General features: G+C 70.1%; 16 protein-coding genes. 7 read left to right on the plus strand and 9 right to left on the minus strand.

From position 1 onward, the window contains the following. The first annotated feature begins 254 nt into the window (after window positions 1-254). Complete coding sequence (gene pulA / locus ACFYMC_RS01355; protein ID WP_388516977.1) at window positions 255-5,651, plus strand: pullulanase-type alpha-1,6-glucosidase; 5,397 nt, start codon at window positions 255-257, stop codon at window positions 5,649-5,651. Window positions 5,652-5,654: 3 nt separating this feature from the next. On the opposite strand, the gene ACFYMC_RS01360 is transcribed toward pulA, so the two are convergent. From ACFYMC_RS01360 to ACFYMC_RS01385, 6 genes are all read right to left on the minus strand, one after another. After that, entirely contained in the window at window positions 5,655-6,161 is a 507-nt protein-coding gene (locus tag ACFYMC_RS01360) for a GNAT family N-acetyltransferase (RefSeq protein WP_388516980.1), read from the minus strand. Window positions 6,162-6,171: 10 nt separating this feature from the next. Beyond that, on the minus strand, window positions 6,172-6,879 hold the full coding sequence (locus ACFYMC_RS01365; protein WP_388516982.1) for a TetR/AcrR family transcriptional regulator: 708 nt from the start codon (window positions 6,877-6,879) through the stop codon (window positions 6,172-6,174). A 57-nt stretch (window positions 6,880-6,936) separates the two neighbouring features. Beyond that, window positions 6,937-7,989, minus strand: coding sequence for a PDR/VanB family oxidoreductase (locus tag ACFYMC_RS01370; RefSeq protein WP_388516985.1), 1,053 nt, complete (start codon window positions 7,987-7,989; stop codon window positions 6,937-6,939). Continuing rightward, a complete protein-coding gene (locus tag ACFYMC_RS01375) occupies window positions 7,986-8,885 on the minus strand; it encodes a metal-dependent hydrolase (RefSeq protein ID WP_388516988.1) in 900 nt (299 codons plus the stop codon). The genes ACFYMC_RS01370 and ACFYMC_RS01375 overlap by 4 nt, the downstream gene beginning before the upstream one ends. A gap of 94 nt (window positions 8,886-8,979) precedes the next feature. Beyond that, window positions 8,980-10,974, minus strand: a complete 1,995-nt coding sequence (locus ACFYMC_RS01380) for a hypothetical protein (protein ID WP_388517076.1) — start codon at window positions 10,972-10,974, stop codon at window positions 8,980-8,982. A 68-nt stretch (window positions 10,975-11,042) separates the two neighbouring features. Then, window positions 11,043-11,837 (minus strand): tyrosine-protein phosphatase, encoded by a 795-nt coding sequence (locus ACFYMC_RS01385; protein WP_388516991.1) that lies wholly within the window; start codon window positions 11,835-11,837, stop codon window positions 11,043-11,045. A 359-nt stretch (window positions 11,838-12,196) separates the two neighbouring features. Here ACFYMC_RS01385 and ACFYMC_RS01390 point away from each other — a divergent pair, with 359 nt between their 5' ends. Beyond that, window positions 12,197-12,637, plus strand: coding sequence for a hypothetical protein (locus ACFYMC_RS01390; protein WP_388516994.1), 441 nt, complete (start codon window positions 12,197-12,199; stop codon window positions 12,635-12,637). A 94-nt stretch (window positions 12,638-12,731) separates the two neighbouring features. Continuing rightward, the gene (locus ACFYMC_RS01395; protein ID WP_388516997.1) at window positions 12,732-14,195 is read left to right on the plus strand and encodes a PepSY-associated TM helix domain-containing protein; all 1,464 of its coding nucleotides are present in this window, start codon (window positions 12,732-12,734) and stop codon (window positions 14,193-14,195) included. 76 nt (window positions 14,196-14,271) lie between these two features. Here ACFYMC_RS01395 and ACFYMC_RS01400 read toward each other — a convergent pair whose 3' ends face one another. Both ACFYMC_RS01400 and glnII read right to left on the minus strand, forming a co-directional pair. Beyond that, entirely contained in the window at window positions 14,272-14,811 is a 540-nt protein-coding gene (locus ACFYMC_RS01400; RefSeq protein ID WP_388517000.1) for a winged helix-turn-helix domain-containing protein, read from the minus strand. A 409-nt stretch (window positions 14,812-15,220) separates the two neighbouring features. After that, the gene (gene glnII / locus ACFYMC_RS01405; protein ID WP_388517003.1) at window positions 15,221-16,240 is read right to left on the minus strand and encodes a glutamine synthetase; all 1,020 of its coding nucleotides are present in this window, start codon (window positions 16,238-16,240) and stop codon (window positions 15,221-15,223) included. A 248-nt stretch (window positions 16,241-16,488) separates the two neighbouring features. On the opposite strand from glnII, the gene ACFYMC_RS01410 reads away from it, so the two are divergent. Then, window positions 16,489-17,418, plus strand: coding sequence for a Gfo/Idh/MocA family protein (locus ACFYMC_RS01410; RefSeq protein ID WP_388517006.1), 930 nt, complete (start codon window positions 16,489-16,491; stop codon window positions 17,416-17,418). A gap of 83 nt (window positions 17,419-17,501) precedes the next feature. Here the strand turns inward: ACFYMC_RS01410 and ACFYMC_RS01415 are convergent, their stop codons facing one another. Further along, a complete protein-coding gene (locus ACFYMC_RS01415) occupies window positions 17,502-17,864 on the minus strand; it encodes an arsenate reductase family protein (RefSeq protein WP_388517009.1) in 363 nt (120 codons plus the stop codon). A gap of 131 nt (window positions 17,865-17,995) precedes the next feature. On the opposite strand from ACFYMC_RS01415, the gene ACFYMC_RS01420 reads away from it, so the two are divergent. From ACFYMC_RS01420 to ACFYMC_RS01430, 3 genes are all read left to right on the plus strand, one after another. After that, window positions 17,996-18,268: a hypothetical protein gene (locus tag ACFYMC_RS01420; RefSeq protein ID WP_388517012.1), complete on the plus strand. Its 273-nt coding sequence runs from the start codon at window positions 17,996-17,998 to the stop codon at window positions 18,266-18,268. A 291-nt stretch (window positions 18,269-18,559) separates the two neighbouring features. Beyond that, entirely contained in the window at window positions 18,560-19,414 is an 855-nt protein-coding gene (locus ACFYMC_RS01425; RefSeq protein WP_388517015.1) for a hypothetical protein, read from the plus strand. 373 nt (window positions 19,415-19,787) lie between these two features. Further along, on the plus strand, window positions 19,788-20,327 hold the full coding sequence (locus ACFYMC_RS01430) for a winged helix-turn-helix domain-containing protein (protein ID WP_388517018.1): 540 nt from the start codon (window positions 19,788-19,790) through the stop codon (window positions 20,325-20,327). The last annotated feature ends 157 nt before the right edge of the window (window positions 20,328-20,484 follow it).

The raw sequence follows: 20,484 nt of genomic DNA on the forward strand, positions 1-20,484 counted from the left end.
CCGCTCCAGCAGACCCTCGCACCGAGGCTCCCTCCTTAGTCCCGGCGGCAACGACGACAGCCACGGAACCTCGCCGCGTCGTCGGACCACCCGAACACGCCCCGCAGGAGAGCGATGCACCACGCCTGACTTCCGGCGCACTGCTCCCCCGGCATGACGGGACAGCCCCCAGGGCCGCCCGGCGACACCAGAACCCGCCAACGCCGGGCGGCCCTTCCCTTCTTCCTCCCGTTTCCTGGCAAGGAGAACCTGCCGTGATACGCCCACGCCTGCGCGCCGTCGCGGGCACCGTAGCCGCCGCGCTGTGCGCGACCTTGGCGCCCGCCCTTCCAGCGGGGGCCGCCGCGCCACCGCGCGCCCCCTCGGACGCCAAGCTCGCGGCCCAGCCGGCCCGCCATGACCTGACCCGTGAGCAGTTCTACTTCGTGCTCCCCGACCGCTTCGCCAACGGCGACCGGCGCAACGACCGGGGCCACCTCCCCGGCGGCCGGCTCCAGAACGGCTTCGACCCGGCGGACAAGGGCTTCTACCAGGGCGGTGATCTGAAGGGCCTCGCCGACCGGCTGGACTACATCAAGGGCCTGGGCACCACGGCCATCTGGCTCGCCCCGATCTTCAAGAACCAGCCCGTCCAGGGCGAAGGCGACCAGGCCTCCGCCGGCTACCACGGCTACTGGATCACCGACTTCACCCGCGTTGACCCGCACTTCGGCACCAACGCGGACCTGAGCCGGCTGATCGACAAGGCCCATGCCAAGGGGATGAAGGTCTTCTTCGACGTCATCACCAACCACACCGCTGACGTGATCGACTCGGTGGAGCAGTCCGCCGACTACCTCTCCGAGGGCGCCTTCCCCTACCTGACCAAGGACGGAGTCCCCTTCGAGGACTCCGACTACGCCGACGGCAGCGCCAAGTTCCCCCCGACCGACGGGGACTCCTTCCCGCTCACCCCGGTGGTACCGGCCGCCAAGAAGAACCTCAAGGTCCCGGCCTGGCTGAACGACCCGGAGATGTACCACAACCGGGGCAACTCCACCTTCGCAGGAGAGTCCTCCGAGAACGGGGACTTCTTCGGCCTGGACGACCTGTGGACCGAACGCCCCGAAGTCGTCGACGGCATGGCGAAGATCTACCAGAAGTGGGTCCACGACTTCCGTATCGACGGCTTCCGTATCGACACCGTCAAACACGTCAACACCGAGTTCTGGACCCAATGGGCCACCGCCCTGGACCGGTACGCGGCCCGACACGGCCGCAAGGACTTCTTCATGTTCGGCGAGGTCTACTCCGCGGACCCGGCCGTCACCGCGCCCTACGTCACCCGCGGACGGCTCGACGCCACCTTGGACTTCCCGCTCCAGGAGGCGATTCGGGCCTACGCCTCCCAGGGCGCCACCGCCGGCCGGCTCGCCGAGGTCTTCGCGCAGGACTACCGGTACACCACCGACAAGGCAAACGCCTACGAGCAGGTGACCTTCCTCGGCAACCACGACATGGGCCGTTTTGGCGCCTTCCTGACACAGGACAACCCGGGCAAGGACGAGAAGGAACTCCTGGATCGTTACCGGCTGGCCAACGAGCTGATGTTCCTCTCCCGCGGCAACCCGGTCATCTACTACGGCGATGAGCAGGGCTTCACCGGGGCCGGCGGGGACAAGGACGCCCGCCAGTCCCTCTTCGCCTCCACCACCCCCGACTACCTGGACGACGACCAACTCGGTACCGCGCGCACCCACGCCCAGGACGCCTACGACGAGGAACACCCCCTCTACCGGCAGATCGCCGATCTGTCCCGGCTCACCAGGGAACACCCCGCGCTACGGGACGGCGTCCAGAGCGAACGCCTGGCTAAGGACTCCGTCTACGCCTTCACACGCACCGACGCCCGCCGCACCACGCACGGAGCCACCACCGCCACCGAATACCTGGTCGCAGTGAACAACGCCGGCGAGGCGCGAACCGTCGAGGTGCCCGTGGACAGTGCCGCCGGCACCCGCTTCGACGCCCTGTACGGAACAGCTGAGGCGGTCCGGGCCGACAAGCACGGCGTCCGGGCGACCGTGCCCGCCTTCGGCTCGATCGTGCTGCGCGCCGAACGCCCCCTGGCCGCTCCCGCCACGTCACCAGCTCTGACCCTCACCGCGCCCGCTGCTGGCGCCGCCGGCACCGTCGAAGTGAACGCCCAGATCACCGCGGGTGCACCGAGCCGGGTCGTGTTCGCCGCCCAGGTCGGCAACGAACGGTGGCGGGTGCTCGGCTCCGCCGACCACGCCCCGTACCGGGTCACCCAGCACCTCACCGCCCCGGCCGGCACCACCTTGCGCTACAAGGCCGTCGCCGTGGACAGGGCCGGCCGTACCGCCAGTGCCCTCGCCACCTCGGTGTCCGGCCAACTCCCCGTGGAAGCGCCGCCGACGGCCTCCCAACGCGACTACGCCGTGGTCCACTACCGTCGCCCGGACGGCGACTACCGTGACTGGCGGCTCTACGCCTGGGGCGACATCGCCGAGGGTGAGGGCACCCCGTGGCCCGCCGGACACGGATTCACCGGCCGGGACGCCTACGGAGCCTTCGCCTACGTGCGGCTGCGGCCGGGCGCGTCTTCGGTCGGGTACCTGGTCATCGACAAGGACGGCAACAAGGACGTCCCGGTCGACCGCACCATCGACGTGACCCGAACCGGAGAGATCTGGCTGGACCAGGGCCGAGAGGCCCCCCACGCGCAACGCCCCGACTACCCGCCGCAGGACACCTCCAAGGTGGTTCTCCACTACCGTCGCGCTGCCGGCGACCTCGACGGCTGGGGCCTGCACACCTGGACCGGAGCCGCCGAACCCACCGACTGGTCCCGGCCGCTGATGCCCTCCCGAACGGACTCGTACGGGGCGGTGTACGAGGTGCCGCTCGCCCCCGGTGCCACCAGCCTCAGTTACATCCTGCACAAGGGGGACGAGAAGGACCTGCCCGCCGACCAGTCGCTGGACCTCAGATCGGACGGGTACGAGGCGTGGTTGCTAGCCGGCCAGCAGCCGTACTTGTTGCCGCAGGCCGCGGGGGACGCCGCCGCCCTCGATCTGAGCCGGGCGCACGCGATCTGGATCGACCGTGACACCCTGGTGTGGAACGCACCCGAAACCGCCGCCTCCGTCCAACTGCTCGCCTCCCGTTCGGGGGCGATCACGACGGGGGACGGGCGGCTCACCGGCGAGGCGAACTGGCTTCGCCTGTCGAAGTCCACGCTGACCGCGGCGCAGCGCAGCGCCTTCCCGCACCTTGCGGACTCCACCGCCTTCCACGTCGATCCACGCGACCGTGACCGCGTCCGCGCCGCGTTGCGCGGCCAACTGGTCGCCAGCGCCCGGGCGGCGAACGGCGCCGTACTGGCAGCCACCGGTGTGCAGCTCGCCGGAGTGTTGGACGACCTGTACGCCAACGAGGTACCGCTGGGACCCGTCTTCGGACGTGGGGGCCGGGTCACGTTGTCCTTGTGGGCGCCCACCGCCCAGCAGGTATCCCTCGAACTCGGCGGGCGCACCCTCGCCATGCGCCGGGACGAACGCACCGGCGTGTGGTCGGCGCGCGGCGGCCGTTCCTGGCACGGCAAGCCGTACCGCTACGTGGTCAAGGTGTGGGCGCCGGACGCCGGCACCGTCGGGCAGCTCGTCACCAACCGGGTCACCGACCCGTACTCCACGGCCCTGACCGCCGACTCGCAACGCAGCCTGGTGGTCGACCTCACCGACCCCGAACTCGCCCCGAAGGGCTGGACCTCGCTGCGCAAACCGGCGGCCGTACCCCTGCGACAGGCCCAGATCCAAGAACTCCACGTGCGTGACTTCTCCGTCGCCGACCCCACCTCCCGCCACCCCGGCCAGTACCTGGCCTTCACCGACAGCGGGTCGGCCGGCATGAAGCACCTGCACGAGCTGGCAAGGGCCGGCGCTTCCTACGTCCACCTGCTGCCCGTCTTCGACATCGGCACCATCCCCGAGCGGGCCGCCGACCGCAGCGAACCCGACTGCGACCTGCCGGCCCTGCCCGCCGACTCCGAAGCCCAGCAGGAGTGCGTGCAGCGGGCCGCCGCCACCGACGGCTACAACTGGGGCTACGACCCCCTGCACTACACCGTTCCCGAGGGCTCCTACGCCAGTGACCCGGAGGGCACCGCCCGTACGGTGGAGTTCCGCAGAATGGTCCAGTCCCTCAACGGCGCGGGACTACGTACCGTCATGGACGTGGTCTACAACCACACCGTCGCCGCCGGTCAGTCACCCAAGTCGGTACTCGACCGCATCGTCCCCGGCTACTACCAGCGTCTGCTGGCGGACGGCAGCGTGGCCACCTCCACCTGCTGCGCCAACACCGCCCCGGAGAACGCCATGATGGGACGGCTCGTCGTGGATTCCATCGTGACCTGGGCCAAGCAGTACAAGGTGGACGGCTTCCGCTTCGATCTGATGGGACACCACCCGAAGGAGAACATCCTCGCGGTCCGCAAGGCCCTCGACGCCTTGACCCTGGCCGAGGACGGGGTGGATGGCAAGAAGATCGTTCTGTACGGCGAGGGCTGGAACTTCGGGGAGGTCGCCGACGACGCCCGCTTCGTGCAAGCCACCCAGAAGAACATGGCCGGTACGGGCATCGCGACCTTCTCCGATCGGGCCCGGGACGCGGTCCGCGGTGGTGGCCCCTTCGATGCCGACCCCGGCGTCCAGGGCTTCGCCTCCGGCCTGTTCACCGATCCCAACGGGTCCACCACCGGTGGCACTCCCGAGGAGCAGCGGGCCCGCCTCCTGCACGCCCAGGACCTGATCAAGGTCGGTCTGTCCGGAAACCTCGCCGGGTACTCCTTCACCGACTCCAGCGGCCGTACGGTCAAGGGTTCCGAGGTCGACTACAACGGTGCCCCGGCGGGCTACGCCGCCGCGCCCGGCGATGCGCTCGCCTATGTGGACGCCCATGACAACGAGACCCTCTTCGACGCCCTCGCCTTCAAACTGCCGGCCGACACCCCGCCCGCCGACCGTGCGCGGATGCAGACCCTGGCCATGGCGGTGGCGGCCCTCTCCCAGGGACCGGCGCTCTCGCAAGCGGGCACCGACCTGTTGCGGTCCAAGTCCTTGGACCGCAACTCCTACGACAGCGGGGACTGGTTCAACGCCATCCACTGGAGCTGTGCCCCGGGGACGACGAATGGCTTCGGCCGTGGTCTACCACCGGCTGCGGACAACCGGTCCAAGTGGGACTACGCCAAACCGCTGCTGAGCAATGCGGCCCTGTCGGTCTCCTGCGCCGACATGTCCGCCGCTGCGGATGCGTACCGTTCCCTGCTGAGGATCCGCACCACCGAGCCGGCGTTCTCGCTCGCGACCACCGGGCAGGTGCAGTCCGCGCTGTCCTTCCCGTTGTCGGGGACCCACGAGACACCGGGTGTGATCACGATGGCCCTCGGAGAACTGGTGGTGGTCTTCAACGCCACACCAGCGGCCCAGCGCCAGCAGGTGCCGGCCCTGGCCGGCCACCCGTACCGGTTGCACCCCGTGCAGTCCGCCGGCACGGACCGGGTGGTGAAGGGCTCCTCCTACGACCGGACCACCGCAACATTCACCACACCCGCCCGCACGGTCTCGGTCTTCAAACGAGGCTGAGTCTCAGGCCGACAGGCTCCGCTCCAGAAGCACCACCCCGTACACCCGTCCGTCCTTCCCCACCTTGGAGGGGAACTCACCGGCCACCCGGTATCCCGCGTCCTGGTAGTACGCGAGGAGCCGGGGGCTGGTGGACAGGCAGTCCAGTCGCGTCCGCTCGCGGCCGGTCCCGCGGATCCTGCGCTCGGCATGGGCCAGGAGTCCCCGGCCGGCCCCGGCGGGCGCGATCGCGTGGTCGGTCATCAGGCGGTGCACGTAGCCGGCGACCGGCGGTTGGACGCCCCAGGCCTGCTCGTCGGACCACCACAACTCGTATCCGCCCAGGGCCCGGCCGCGCTGGTCGCGGGCGATCCACACCTCGCCCTCGCGCATCCGGGCGGTGAAGTGCTCGGTGTCCCTCTCACCGGGCTTCCACTGGGAGATACCTCGCCTGGCCATCCAGCGGGCGGCTCCGTCGTGCAGCGCCACGAGTGTCCTGGCGTCCTGTTCGGTGGCTAGCTCAAAGATCATCCGGACATTCTCAACGGGGCGTCGCTGCCGGAGGCACCAAGGTGACCAGACGGGTCACCAGATCCCCCAGGGGGCCGTCGGCCGGCTCCGCCGCGACGATCCTGGTCATGATCTGCGCCATCTCCACGTCGTAGGCGGCGCTCACCGCGACCAGTGCGGCGAAATCGTGAACCAACTGCAACTCCAGCTCGGCGCGCGGGATCTTCCGCCCGTCCAGCCAGATCAGTGCGGTCGACTCGGCCAGTGACACCCAGGAGCGCACCACCAACTCCAGCCGTGCTGGCGGATCGGCCACTTCAAGGTGCTTGATGATCTGTTCGTAAGCGGCCTGGCGAACTTCGTCGATCATTGCGTTGGCCCGGCTCGATCCGACGGCCGGGCCGCCGCGCATCAGTGCTGAGAAGCCCGGACCGTGGTCGTCGACGAATGCGAAGAAGCGTTCCATCACCCGCAACAGACGTGCCCCGAGAGGGCCTTCTCGGGGTTCCACGAACCGCTGCGCCAACTCGTCGGCCGCCCTGCGCAGGGCCGCCTCGTAGAGGCTGAGCTTGCCGGGGAAGTAGTGGTAGACGAGCGGGCGCGAGATCCCGGCGGCTGCCGCGATCTCGTCGATCGACACGTCATCGGGTGACCGATGACTGAACAGTTCGAGGGCGACGCCGATCAACTGCTGCCGTCGTTCCTCGACACCCATCCTGCGCCGCACACCGGTTGTCATACCAATCACCCTACCGACGGGTGCCCTCCGGATTCACCGGGGCGGTGGCACGACCGTTCAGAGGTCCAGCGTGAGCCGCTCTCCACGGGCTCGGGAGACGCAGATCAGCATCGAGTCCTCCCGTTCCGTCTCCGTGAGGAGTTCGTCCCGGTGGTCGACCCCACCGCGCACCACCTTCGTCTGACAGGTTCCGCAGAAGCCCTGCTCGCAGGAGTACGGCGTACCAGGCAGGGCCGAGCGCACCGCGGCCAGCGTGGAGGAGTTCGCCGGTACGGTGAGCGTCCTTCCGGTGCGGGCCAGTTCGAGGGTGAACGGTTTGGCCGGACCCGCCGGCACGGTCGGCGCGAAACGCTCCAGGTGCAGAGGCGTTCCCTCGGGTAGCGCGTCGGCGACGGCCGCCATCAGAGCTGTCGGACCGCAGCAGTAGACCTCGGTCCCCTTCGGTAGTTCCCACAGTCGGCGCAGATCCAGGCGACGGCCCTGCTCCTGGCCCGCATGGACCTCCACCCGGTCGCCGTGTGCGGCGAGCTCCGCGAGGAAGGGCATGGAGTCCCGGCTGCGGCCACAGTAGAGCAGCCGCCAGTCGGCGCCCTCAGCCGCCAACTGTCGGACCATCGGAAGGACCGGGGTGATGCCGATCCCTCCGGCGATGAAGAGGTGCGAGCGTGCGGGCCGTATCGGGAAGCGGTTGCGCGGGACCCGCAGGGAGACGGTGGCGCCCACCTGGAGCGCTTGGTGTGCCTCCCGGGAGCCACCGCGACCACCGTGGACCAGTCGGGGTGCAATCGTGTAGCTGCCCGCCGCCGCCGGATCCCCGCACAGCGAGTACTGGCGGACCAGCCCCGAGGGAAGGATCAGATCCACGTGGGCTCCGGGCTCCCAGGAGGGCAACTCGGCCGAGGTGAAGCGTAGTTCCACCACGTCCTCGGCGATCTCGGTGCGTGCCGTGAGCCGTGCGCGCAGCACGCGGCGCGGGGAGTATCCCGAGACGGGAGTCGCCAGAGCCGGCAGTGGCCACAGTGGGGAGCGTTGGATACGGCTGCGCAGGGCCCGTCGGGCGGCCAGTGCGCCGCCGGCCACCAGGGCGGCCCGCAAGGCGGAGGAGGTCACGTTCGGGCACCTCCGTTCGCGCCGGGAGAGCTGGCCAGGTAGGCCATCGCCTGCGCGGTGGAGCCCTCCTGGGAGGGGTGGTAGGTCCGGCTCAGGTAGCGGGGGATCGAGGCGGCCATGGCACGGGGGGAGGGCAGTACGCCGCGCCGGCCGGCCCGTTGTAGGTCCCGCAGCGAGGCCCGGCCGTCCACCAGCGTGGGATCGTTCTCCATGAAGAAGCGGGTGCCGCGCTGCCACAGGAAGACCAGCGCGGAGAAGGCCGTCGCCCAGGTGCGCACCCGACGTCGGTAGTTTCCGTCCAGGTGCGTGAAGAGCTCGAAGGCCACCGAGCGGTGTTCGACCTCCTCGGCGCCGTGCCAGCGCAACAGGTCCAGCATGACCGGGTCCGCGCCACGCCGGTCGAGTTCGGTCGCGTTGAGCACCCAGTCGCCGAGGAAGGCGGTGTAGTGCTCGATCGCCGCGATCATCGCGACCCGTTCCTTGAGCCACCACTCGCCGGCCCGGCCCGGTGGCAGCGTACGGTCCCCGAGGAGCTTCTCGAAGAGCCAGTCGACTTGCGCCGTGTACGGGGTCGGGTCCAGGCCCTGCCGCCGCAGGTGCGGGAGCACCTCGTCGTGGGCCTGGGAGTGCATGGCCTCCTGACCGATGAACCCGATGACGTCCTCGCGCAGTTGCTCGTCGGTGATCCGCGGCAGCACCTGCTTGTACACGTGGACGAACCACCGCTCTCCGGCGGGTAGCAGCAGGTGCAGCACGTTCATGGTGTGGGTGGCGAAGGGCTCACCGGGGAGCCAGTGCAGCGGCGTCTGGTCCCAGTCGAAGGCGACCTTGCGGGCCGCCAGCGGTATGTGTTCGGACGCCACCGGTACCGGTCGTGCAGGCTGCGTATTAGACATGGTGTCAATGTACTGAGGAGTACGCATCGGCAACAGCCCCGTGCACGGCGTTCCCATCAGGCAGTTGTGGGGCGGGAGCAGCCGGTGCCGCCCTTCACCGCAGCACGCCCACCGTGCTCCCGTCCGTCAGCCGGCCCTCCAACTCCACCTGCGCCCCCTGCTTGGAGGGCAACGTCAGCAGCCGGCCGGAGCTCACGCCGGAGACCCCGCCGGAGACGGCGAGGGAGGTGAACTGCTTGCTCCCGGCGGCCAGGACGAACCAGTCGCCGCCGCGCGACTTCCACAACACCCCCGCCAGCACCTGCGGTTTGCGCGCGCCGCAAGCGGGGGTGTCCTGGCTCCGCGCCGCAAGCGCGCCCGGTTCGCCGGCCTTCGCCGTCGGCGCCTGGAACTGGACGAACACCTGTTCCCCGGTGCCCCGCCAGGTCTGGGCGCGGGTGCACAGCCAGTCAGCCCTGCCATTGTCCTGCGGTAGCTCCTGCTCGGCGAACTGCCAGGAGTTGACAGCCCGAACGCCCTGTGAGCGCATCGCTGGCAACAGGCAGGCCGTGCGTGCCCAGTGGCTCAGGTCCTCGGCGCCTGCGATTTCCTCGGTGGCGCCGGGTGCCCCGGAGGTCAGCCCGGCCGGCAGGATCTCTCCCAGGTCCGTCGTCAACCGGGTCGCGTCCGCGTCCCGCAGCGCCAACGCGTTCCACGTCCCGCAAGAGGCGTCCTGTGCGGGGCTGCGCAGCGGCGCGGTGACCCCGTCCTCGCCCAAGCGCAGCGGCGTAGGCTCCTGGGCGGGGCGGAGCAGATCGCGTACCGCCGCCGTGCGGACCCAGGGCGCAGTCAGGTACCGCACGTTGCCGTCGATACGAGTGACCACCACGGCACCCGCCCGCCGGTCACCGTCGGCCCGGGCGAAGTCCAGCACGGCGGCGCCCCGTCCCTGGGCGGGTTCCGCGTAGCGCACCACGCGCAGGCCGTCGTAGAGCAGGACCACCACGGCCTGGTCCACCTCGCCGGCGAAGAGCAACTGGGGCGGACCCATCGGCGGTCCGGGCGGGGTGCCGGGGGTCGCGGAGACCTGCACGCCGGAGCCGGGCCGGGCCCACACCGCGAGGGCCCGCCGCAACAGCGCGCGATCGTCGGTGCGGTCGCCGCGGGCGGGCCAGACGGAGAAGTCGCTGCGCGAGGCGTCCTGCCAGGCAGTCGGCTTCACCCGGCTCAGCTTGGTCGGGTCCAGGGCGAGCTCGACGGCGGCGTTGGTGGCGTACGGGGGTGCGGCGGCCCCGTCGGCCCCCCAGCCCTCGTCCCCGGCCAGGGTGAACAACGAACCGGCCACGAGGAGCGCGGCGGTGGCGGCGAGGCCTGCCCGGGTGTACCGCCGCCGTCGCAGCAGGTCGGTGGGTCGGGCCTGGAGCAGGCAGGGATCGAACCCGGGGGAGGCCAGCAGGGGAATGGCCGCGTCCTGGCCGGGCCCGCCCGATCGCGGTGTCTGTCCGCTGCCCTGACCACCCGGCTCGACCAGCGCGGCTTCGGAGAGCGCCGCATGAGGATCGGACACCCCGGCTTCGCTGAGGGCCCGGCGGATCGCCTCCTCATCGAGCCCCTCCAGGGCGCGCAGCGCACAGGCGGCCCGGGCCGGCCCGGAGACTGCGGCGAGCCGCTGGTTCAGGGCGAGCTCGGCGGCGCCCGCGGACCGCGGGAGCAGTTGAAGTCCCCAGAACCGGGGCAGCAGCGGGGGCAGCTGGGAACGTCGAGGGCGCCCGCGCCGCCGCAGGGTGGTGCGCAGCGGGACCGCGGCCTCCAGGGCTGCGGTGAGCACCCGGCTCCGCACGTACGCGTAGTCGTGGTCGGCGGCGAATTCGGCAGCGCGCGGCGCAGGCACGAGGGAGGGGCCGGTCGAGCTCGCCCGGCCCCTTCGGGGAAGGGCCCGCTGGGTGAGGGCGTGTGCGGTGCGTACCCGTCGGTTACGGCCGAGCGAGGGCGGCAGCACGAGATAGGCGATCCGCACCAGCCGCGGGTAGTGCTCGATGATCGTTGCCTCGACCCGCTCGATGTCCACGCGGGTGGGGGCAGGTCGGGTCTGCGCTTCCTGGGACGACACGTTCAACAGAACGAGCGACCGCGCGGTTGGTCACCGACCGGCCGGACCCCGGGCGTGGCGGCTGGAGATCACCCGATCAGCCGCGCCCGGATGGCGGCCACCGCTTCGTCGGGGACCGCGAGCCCCTCGCGCACGTACTTCTCCACCGAGCCGTAGCGCAGGTGCACGGCTTCCAGGGCCGCGGCGAGGTAGGAGGGCGAGACGCTGATCAGTGCCAGCGCCAGGTCGGGGTTGCCGCCCGCAGCGGCGAAACCCTCGACCAGCGGGGCGAAGGCCTGGCGGACCGCGGGGTTGACCGAGAGGTACTCCCGCTCGACGGTCTCCTCGTCGGCGCCGAGGAGCGAGAGCACGACCGTGGCCGCCCAGCCGGTGCGGTCCTTGCCCGCGGTGCAGTGGAAGAGCACCGGGCCGGGGTCCGGGTCCGCCAGCACGGTCAGGAGCCGCCGGTAGGAGGCCTGACCTGAGCCCGACAGGACGAAGGACCGGTAGATGTCGGCGAACAGCGCCTCCACTCGACCACCACCGAGCTCCCGCTCCGCCGCGGCCGGGTCGCCCAGCAGGGTCTTGAGCTGTGCCGCCGCCGGCATCGCTCCGGAGGCCACCTGGTCTGCCAGTACGTCCGCGACGATCAGCCGGGATCCGGTCGGTACCCGGTCTGGATGGCTGGCGCGCTCGGCGTCCGTCCTTAGGTCGATGACGGTGCGCAGGCCCAGGGCGTCGACCGCCGGACCAGTGGCCGGGTCCAGCCGGTCCAGTTGACCGGAGCGGAGGACCAGACCCGCCCGTACCGTCCGTCCGCCGGGCAGGCGCGTGCCGCCGAGGTCGCGGAGGTTGGCGACGGTGGTGGAGGCGAGGGCGGTCATCGGCGTCTCCAGACGGGGAGGGGCCCGGCATCGGTGGTGCGGGGGCGGGCTGGCACTATTTGGCCATTATGACGAGTGTTCGGTCACCTCTGCGCGCGCTACGAGCTGCGGTTTTTGCAGCTTTTTGCGTTGCTTTGGCGGCTATCGGGCATTCCATGGCCTCGGGGCATCCGGTCCCACTGTCGGCACTGACCGCCGCCTTCCTCGCGGTAGGGGGTTTGGCCTGGTCTCTTGCCGGGAGAAGGCAAGGGTTCTCGGGAATCGCGGGCGGGCAGGTGCTGGCCCAGGGCGCCCTGCACCACCTGTTCGCCCAGGGCAGGCCACAGGGGCACGCCTCGGCTCACCCCATGATCAATTCAATGGCTGGAAATGGCCTAGATGTGGGCGGGGGATCCGCACCTCATGGATCGGCGAACCCCGCCGAGCACGCCGCTAGCGCCCTACCGGACCTCGGGCTGCACGCGGCTGCACACACCATGTCCGCCGGCATGCTCGCCGGACACCTCAGCGCCGCCCTGCTGTGCGGGCTCTGGCTCTGGCGCGGCGAAAGCGCTGCCTTCGCCCTGGCCCGGGCCCTCGCCACCCTCGCCGCCCACGCCGCCCCCGCGCTGCGACGGGCGCTGGCACTCACCGCACCCACCCGCCCGGCCCCGCCCCGCCCGGCCCGGCGGCCACGGCCGAACACCGGGCGGCGCTCCCGGCTGCGTGGCGCCGTGCACGCCCACATCGTCCACCGGCGCGGACCGCCGGCTCCGAGCAGACCCCGCGCCACGGCCCCCGGCCGCACCCGCCACGCCTGAACCGCCCGAGAGGACTCGGCGCCCCGGCGCGTCGGCGTGCCCGGGGCCGCATTGCCCTGCCTGCAAAGGCCACGCCGACAGCTGAAGGATCACCATGTCCATCAACGTTCCCGCGGGAGCGACCCAGCGGACCCCCGAGTCCCCCGAGCATCCGAGCCCCACCGACCTCGGGTCCGCCGAAGAGACCACCCCCACGCGCCCCGGCACCTGGGCGGCACTGCGCCCGCTGGCCCTGAGGCTGCACTTCTACGCGGGACTGCTCGTCGCCCCGCTGCTGTTCCTCGCCGCAACCACCGGACTGCTCTACGCGCTGTCCTTCCAGGCCGAGGAGATCATCTACCGGCACGAGCTCCGGGTGCCCGTGGGGGAGACCCACCGGCCCCTGTCCGACCAGGTCGCAGCCGCCCAATCCGCCCACCCCGAAGGCACGGTGAGCGCCGTCTGGCCGGCGCCGGAAGTCGATGCGACGACCCGGGTGCTCATGAACGCTCCGGGCCTCGCCGACGGAACCTCGCTCGCCGTCTTCGTCGACCCCTACACCAACGAGGTGCGCGGGGCGCTGCCCAGCAGCGGCGGCGCACTGCCCGTACGGACCTGGCTTTCCTCCCTCCACGCCAACCTGCAACTCGGCGAGTTCGGCCGCCACTACAGCGAACTCGCGGCCAGCTGGCTGTGGGTCGTCGCCCTCGGCGGGCTGGCCCTGTGGGTCGGCCGTCGGCGCCGCGGCCGAGCCCAACTGATCATGCCTGAGCGCGGAGCCACCGGACGCCGAAGGACCCTGTCCTGGCACGGCTCGATCGGCCTGTGGGCGGTAACCGGACTGGTCGCGCTGTCCGCGACCGGGCTGACCTGGTCCCGCTACGCGGGCGAGCACATCGGAGCCGTCCAGGGCCAACTCGGCGGCGCCACCCCCACTATCTCGGCGGCGCTCGTCCCTGGTGCCGGCGGCCACCAAGGACACGAAGGTCACGGAACGAGCGGTGCCACGCCCACCGGGGAAGGGATCGGCCTCGACCAGGTCGTCGAGACCGCCCGCGAGCAGGGCGTCGAGGACCGCATCCAGGTCATCCTGCCCGTCGAGGGCTCGGGCTACGTGGTCCGCGAACGCGACACCCACTTCCCCGTCCACCTCGACTCGGTGGCCGTCGATCCCGCCGACGGCACGGTCCTGGACGTACTGCGCTTCGAGGACTACCCCGTCCTCGCCAAGCTGACCCGCTTCGGCATCGACGCGCACATGGGGGTATTCCTGGGCCTGGCCAACCAGTTGGCCCTGGCCGCCCTGGCCGTGGCCCTGATGGCTCTGACCGTGTGGGGCTACCGCATGTGGTGGCTGCGTCGCCCGACCCGGGAGCGCAGGTTCAGTGCGGGTCGGGCCCACCCGCGCGGCACCTGGCGCAAGGTGCCGGTGACGGTGCTGCTCCCCCTGGCGGCGGTAGTCGCACTGGTGGGATGGTTCGTCCCCTTGCTGGGCATCAGCCTGCTGGCCTTCTTGGCCCTGGACCTGCTGTGGGGCCTGCGGACCCGACTCCGTGACCGTGGGGTCCACCCCGGGTAGCCGGCCGGCGGGGCAGCTCGGGCCGGCCACCACCCAGCGGCCGGGCCCGAGCATCCGCCTGGCTCGGTATGCCCCCTCAGGGGGCGTAGCGGTACCCCACCCGTCTGACGGTCTGGATCTTCGCCCGGTGCGCTGCCCCCAGCTTCCGGCGCAATCGTGCGATGTGGACGTCGACGGTGCGTCCGTCACCGACGTGGCCGTAGCCCCAGACAGTGGTGACCAGGTGCGCACGGGCATGCACCCGATGCGGATGTGCCACCAGATGGGCCAGTAGTTCGAACTCCAGGTAGGTGAGGTCCAGTTCACGTTCGTCGACCCAGGCTGCACGGCGGTCCGGGTCGATGCGCACGGGCCCCCGGCCCGCCGGTGGCCCAGGCGGCGCCGGCGGGCTCGTGCGGTGTTGGTCGGCCGGCACCAGGACCAGGTAGGCCTCCATCGGAGGCTGGCCCCCCAGGGCGGGTCGGGCGTGCTGCGGGGCCGGCAGCCAGGTCGCGCCGGGAGGCAGCGACAGCGGGGCGGTCGGGCCCCGCAGGGCTTCCACGGCGCGCAGCCGAGGTCGGTGGTCCCGCTCAGGGCCGGAGCCGGCAGCGGTTGGCAGGGGAGAGGTGTTCGCCATGAGTGGTCAGCTCTTTCACGCGGGGTTCGTCGCTCGGGGACGTACGGGGGTCCGCGCGGACCGAAGGCCTTCGGGTACCGGGACCCGAGGAGGCGTTAGAGGGTCGGCGCGTTGGGCGCGCGGCGACACACACGGTCGAAGTCGTGGTGCTGGCGAGTGGGCCAGAAGGGCTCCAAGTCCTCGCAGCCCGTTGGGGTGTTCCGAAGGCCTGCCATGGCGCCATTGAAACAGACACCCAGGCCTGGGCAGGGGCGCCGTCTCAGGAAGCGATACGGGAGCTGGACGTCAGCGGCGCGGGGGCCCGCCTGGCATGCGAAACGGCCCCGTTTCCTCAAGCTCAGGGACGGGGCCGTTCGCCGGAAGACCGGAAGGCAGGGGGGTCACCCCGGGAGGTGACCGGCAAGCCAGATCAGACCAGGCCGTCCTTCTCCAGGCGGGTGCAGCAAGTGTCCACGATCAGCCGCGTCACCACGTACGGGTCGACGTTCGCGTTGGGGCGGCGGTCCTCGATGTACCCCTTGCCGTCCTGCTCGACCTGCCAGGGAATGCGCACCGAAGCGCCGCGGTCGGAGACCCCGTAGCTGAACTCGTCCCACGGGGCGGTCTCGTGCAGACCGGTCAGCCGCTCATCGATGCCGGCGCCGTAGTTCTTGACGTGGTCGAGCGGCTTGGAGCCCTCGCCCAGGCTCTCGCAGGCCGCCACGATCGCCCGGTAGTCCTCGCGCATCGCCTTGGTGGAGAAGTTGGTGTGCGCACCGGCGCCGTTCCAGTCGCCCTTCACCGGCTTCGGGTCCAGAGTCGCGGAGACCTTGAAGTCCTCGGCGGTGCGATACAGCAGCCAGCGGGCGATCCACAGCTGGTCCGCGACCTCCAGCGGTGCCAGCGGACCCACCTGGAACTCCCACTGGCCGGGCATGACCTCGGCGTTGATGCCGGAGATGCCCAGCCCAGCCGCCAGGCAGTGGTCCAGGTGCTTCTCGACGACGTCGCGGCCGAAGATCTCGTCCGCACCGACACCGCAGTAGTAGCCGCCCTGCGCCGCGGGGAACCCACCGACCGGGAAGCCCAGGGGGCGGTCGCCGTCGAAGAAGGTGTACTCCTGCTCGATGCCGAAGATCGGCTCCTGGCCCTCGAACTGCTCGGCCACCGGACGCAGCAACGCCCGCATGTTGGACTCGTGTGGGGTCATGTCGATGTTGAGCACCTCGCACAGCACGAGGACGTTGTTCCCGCCGCGGATCGGGTCCGGGCACGAGAACACCGGCTGGAGCACGCGGTCGGAGGCGTGGCCCTCGGCCTGGTTGGTGCTGGATCCGTCGAAGCCCCAGACCGGCAGCTCTGCACCGTCGGCCAGGATCTTCGTCTTGGAACGGAGCTTCGCGGTCGGCTCGGTGCCGTCGATCCAGATGTACTCGGCCTTGTAGCTCACGGGCGTCATCCTTCGTGCGTCGCGGGGTGCTTCGCGGGCACCGGCGCAGACTCTGCGGCACTGCGGCTTCTGCGGGCGCTGCGGTGTTGCACGCAGCGTGCCAAGGAGCGATTTCCCAACCGTTGCCCCCGCGTGAACCCCGTGTTACCCGGGATTCCCCGATGCGGCACGGTCTTCGGGGGCACGCCGCCCTCGAAGACCAGCCGGCCCGCGGGGTTTCGTACACGGGTTCCAGGCACACTGGTCGAGTGACGAATCCGCGGACAACGAAGCCCGGGGCGGGCAACGGACTGCCCCGCGCCGGACTGCTGGGCACCGGACCCTGGGCGGCGCGTACCCACGCCCCTGCCCTCGCCGCCCATCCTGGCATCGAGTTCACCGGCATCTGGGGCAGACGCCCCGAAGCCGCAGCCGAACTCGCCAGCCGACACGGAGTGAAGGCGTACGCAGATCCCGAGGAGCTCTTCGCCGACTGCGACCTCGTCGCCTTCGCCCTCCCCCCGGACGTACAGGCCCCCCTCGCCGCCCGCGCGGCCACCGCCGGGTGCCACGTGCTCCTGGACAAGCCGGTGGCGACCGGTACGACGGCGGCCCGTGCCCTCGCCGATGCGGTACGTGCCGCGGAAGTCGCCTCGGTGGTCTTCCTCACTCTCCGCTTTGCCTCCGCCACCGCGGACTGGGTGGCCGAACAGGCTTCCCACCAGGGCTGGTTCACCGGACGGGCGGACTGGCTCGGGGCGGTCTTCACGCCCCGAGACGACGGGACGGCGAGTCCCTACGCCATCTCTCCCTGGCGCGGTGAGCGGGGCGGTCTGTGGGACGTGGGCCCGCACGCCCTCTCCGTCCTCATTCCGGTGCTGGGTGAGGTCACGGCGGTGACGGCCGCCCGTGGCCGGGGCGACACCACTCACCTCGTCCTGCGGCACGCCTCAGGCGCTTCCAGCACCTCGGCGCTGAGCCTGAGCGCCCCCGAGGGGGCCGCTGGAGTGACGGTCGAGGTCCGCGGTACGGCGGGCATCGCCGTACTCCCGCGGTGGCAGGACGTGCCCGGGGCCTTCGGGCGTGCCCTCGACGCCCTCCTGGAAGCGGCCAACACCGGCCGCCCGCACCCGTGTGACGTGGAGTTCGGGCTGCGACTGACCGAGGTCCTGGCCGAGGCCGAGCGCCAACTCGGCTGAGGGGGAGCAGCGGTGTCCCCCCGCCGCCGGCTGGAAGGACGCGGAGACACGAGGGGGAGGCAGGAGCGCGACGGATCCGGCGGTCAACTCCTGGACAGCGCCTCCCGCACCGCCTCCTCCGTGCGGCCCACGACGGCCGTTCCGTCGTCCGCGGTGATGATGGGGCGTTGGATCAGCTTCGGGTGCGCGGCCAGCGCGGCGATCCACCGGCCGCGGTCGGCGGGCTCCCGCGTCCACTCCTTCAGCCCGAGCTCACCGGCCACCGCCTCCCCGGTGCGCGTGATCTCCCACGGCTCCAAACCGAGGCGCTCCAGTACCCCACGGATCTCCTCCTCGTCCGGTACGTCCTCCAGGTAGCGGCGCACCGTGTACTCGGCGCTCTGCGCATCCAGCAGACTCAGGGCGCTGCGGCACTTCGAACATCGGGGATTGATCCAGATCTCCATGGGCGCGAGCCTACCGCCGACCCCTGAGCGCAACCCCCGAAGCGCCCTCCGACCAGGGGAGATTGTCAGTACCTCCGACTAAAATCGAGGCAGGAAGACACCGACCGACACCGCCCTCTGGGAGGCTGCCGATGACCGCCGCCGGCATAAGGAAAAGCCCTGTCGAGCTCCAGCCCGTCCAGAAGAAGCCGCTGCCCGCGGGACTGCCCCGGGAGTGGTACGAGACACACAACCGGCGCCTGAAGGCCATGCGCCTGGCGATTTCCCTGCTCGATTCCGGCACCTATGACGCGAAGCGGGCCACCAACCGCAAGATCCGCACCATGGCCGCCCGCACTGGCATCCACCGTCCCTCCAACGTCACCTGCCGTCTGGTGCGAGGTCTGATCCACGACGGGGCCTGACGCCCCGTCTGGTTGCGGCGAAGGCCGGGGCGGCGAGGTCCGCCCCGGCCTTCGCCGGTGGTTCAGGTGAACGGATTCCGCTGCGCCAGTCCATGAGGACGGACACCGGAGGTAAATCCATCCCCGACGGAAGGCACAACGGAACCGCACGCTGTTCTGGCTGGATCAGTCGTCATCCTGTCCTGAAATGAATGCAAAGGAATTAGAGCCTCAAGGGAACCTCAAAGATCCTTCTTGCCGGTTGCCTCCAGCCACTCCTCGTGTGAGGTTTGGGTCCAGGGGTTGCTGAGTGTGGCAGCCATCGAAAAGATGGAGAGGCGAGGGGAATGTCTTTCATCGAGTTATCTTGCCTTAGCTGTCGAATCAATTGGGGGGTCCATGCAGTCGGTCAGGAAAACGGTCGCAATTCTTGCGACCGTTACCGCAGTAGTTGTATCTTCCCCTGTCGCACATGCGAAACCAGGGTACGAAGAAGCCGCGGTGAGGGCAGCACTCCAGCGAATATCAGACGGCACCTGGACAGAGGCTGACGCGGAGTTTATTGGCTCCATACCCGAACTAGCTGGCATTGTGGAAGACCCGCGGGTGGAGCCTGAAGTCGAGCTGCAGTCCGTTGATTACATGCTCGACGCTCACGGTCAGGCGGTCTACGCTGGCAGTAGCGACCTGATCCCACAGGATGTTATGAGCGCCTTCGTTCCTTCGGCCACAGCTGAGGCCTCGGAGCTTGGCCCGAAGGTTCTGAGGCGGGAGGAGGGCAAGGGCGCGTTTTCGGCACCAAGTATCAGTGCTATTGCCGCTGCGGGAACATGGCAGAAGACGCATGTGACGCATACTCACAGGAGCTATACGGGTGGCGTCATCTACAAGTACCACACTTATGCTACGTTTAAGCGCGATGGGAGCAGGGTTCTTGGATGGTCAAATCGATACGATGACGTGACGAATCGCTCTATCGGAATTGACGTCGGTGTCCGTATCGTCGACTCCAAGACGCGGACTCCAGCGTCGAGTGGAACGTCGTACTTCAAGCGTCGAATTGAGCATTGCGTCACGAAGCTGGGCTGTTATGTGACAACCAATCCGTGGGTTAAGACCTACGTTAATGGTAACGGTAAGACGAGTTTTAGTAGTGGCGTCTCATAGAGGAGTAGATTACAGTGCCTTCCATTCTCTACAAGGTTATACTCGCCATCGCTGTATTCCTGTTGGTGCTTTTTGCTTTTGGTGGCCGGTTCGGAAGCGTGGAGCTTGTTGCGTGGGGAGCACTGTTGATTATCACTCTTGTCTTTGTGGTGAGGAGGCATGTCAGGTCTCAGGGTGATGTGCGCCGAGGGTGAGGTCCGGGGCCAGAGCCCCGGCCGGTATCCACATACGCCATCAGGCCTGATCGTGGCTACAAGAACGGTCCGCGATTTGCTCGGCCGTACCCGCCCCGTGCGCAAGGTACTGAACTTGATTGGGTGATGTCGGAGCCGTTCGCCTGACGGCGATGGGTCCGCTCCGGTAGCCCTGGACTGTGAGATACGCACAGGGCGGCGGGTTGACCGACGCAGGGAGGGCCGCGCGGGAGCGGATCCGGCTGCAGGCCGTGGAACGCTTCGAGGACGGGCAGAAGAACGGGGAGATCGCTGCCGCGCTGCGGGTGACGGAGCGGTCGGTGGAGCGGTGGCGCCGCCAGTGGCGCGAGCGCGGTGAAGCGGGGGTCTTGTCGAAGGGATCGCCGGGGCGGCCGAGGCTCAGCGAGACGCAGATCGCGCGGCTGGAACGGGAGTTGGAGCGTGGGCCGCTGGTCCACGGCTGGGCCGACCAGCGGTGGACGCTGGCGCGGATCAAGACGCTGATCGGCCGGCTGTTCCACGTGAGCTACACGGTGGAGGGCACCTGGCTGCTGCTGAAGCGGCACGGCTGGTCCTGGCAGCAGCCCGCCCGGCGGGCGATCGAGCGCGACGACGCGGCGGTGGAGGTCTGGAAGAAGGAGACCTGGCCGCGGGTAAGAGCACCGCGGCGGCGTGCGGCGGCTGGATCGTCTTCGAGGACGAAGCCGGTCAGTCGATGACGCCGCCGCGCGCCAGGACCTGGGGCCGCATCGGGCACACGCCCGTCGTCCGCGTCCGTGGACGGGGCTCGGGCCGGGTCTCGATGGCGGTCATGGCCTGCTACAAACCGGGGGAGAGATCCCGGATGTTCTACTCGGTCCGCGAGTACCGGGGCCG

It is taken from the genome of Streptomyces sp. NPDC006879 (assembly GCF_042869595.1).
Lineage (GTDB): Bacteria > Actinomycetota > Actinomycetes > Streptomycetales > Streptomycetaceae > Streptomyces.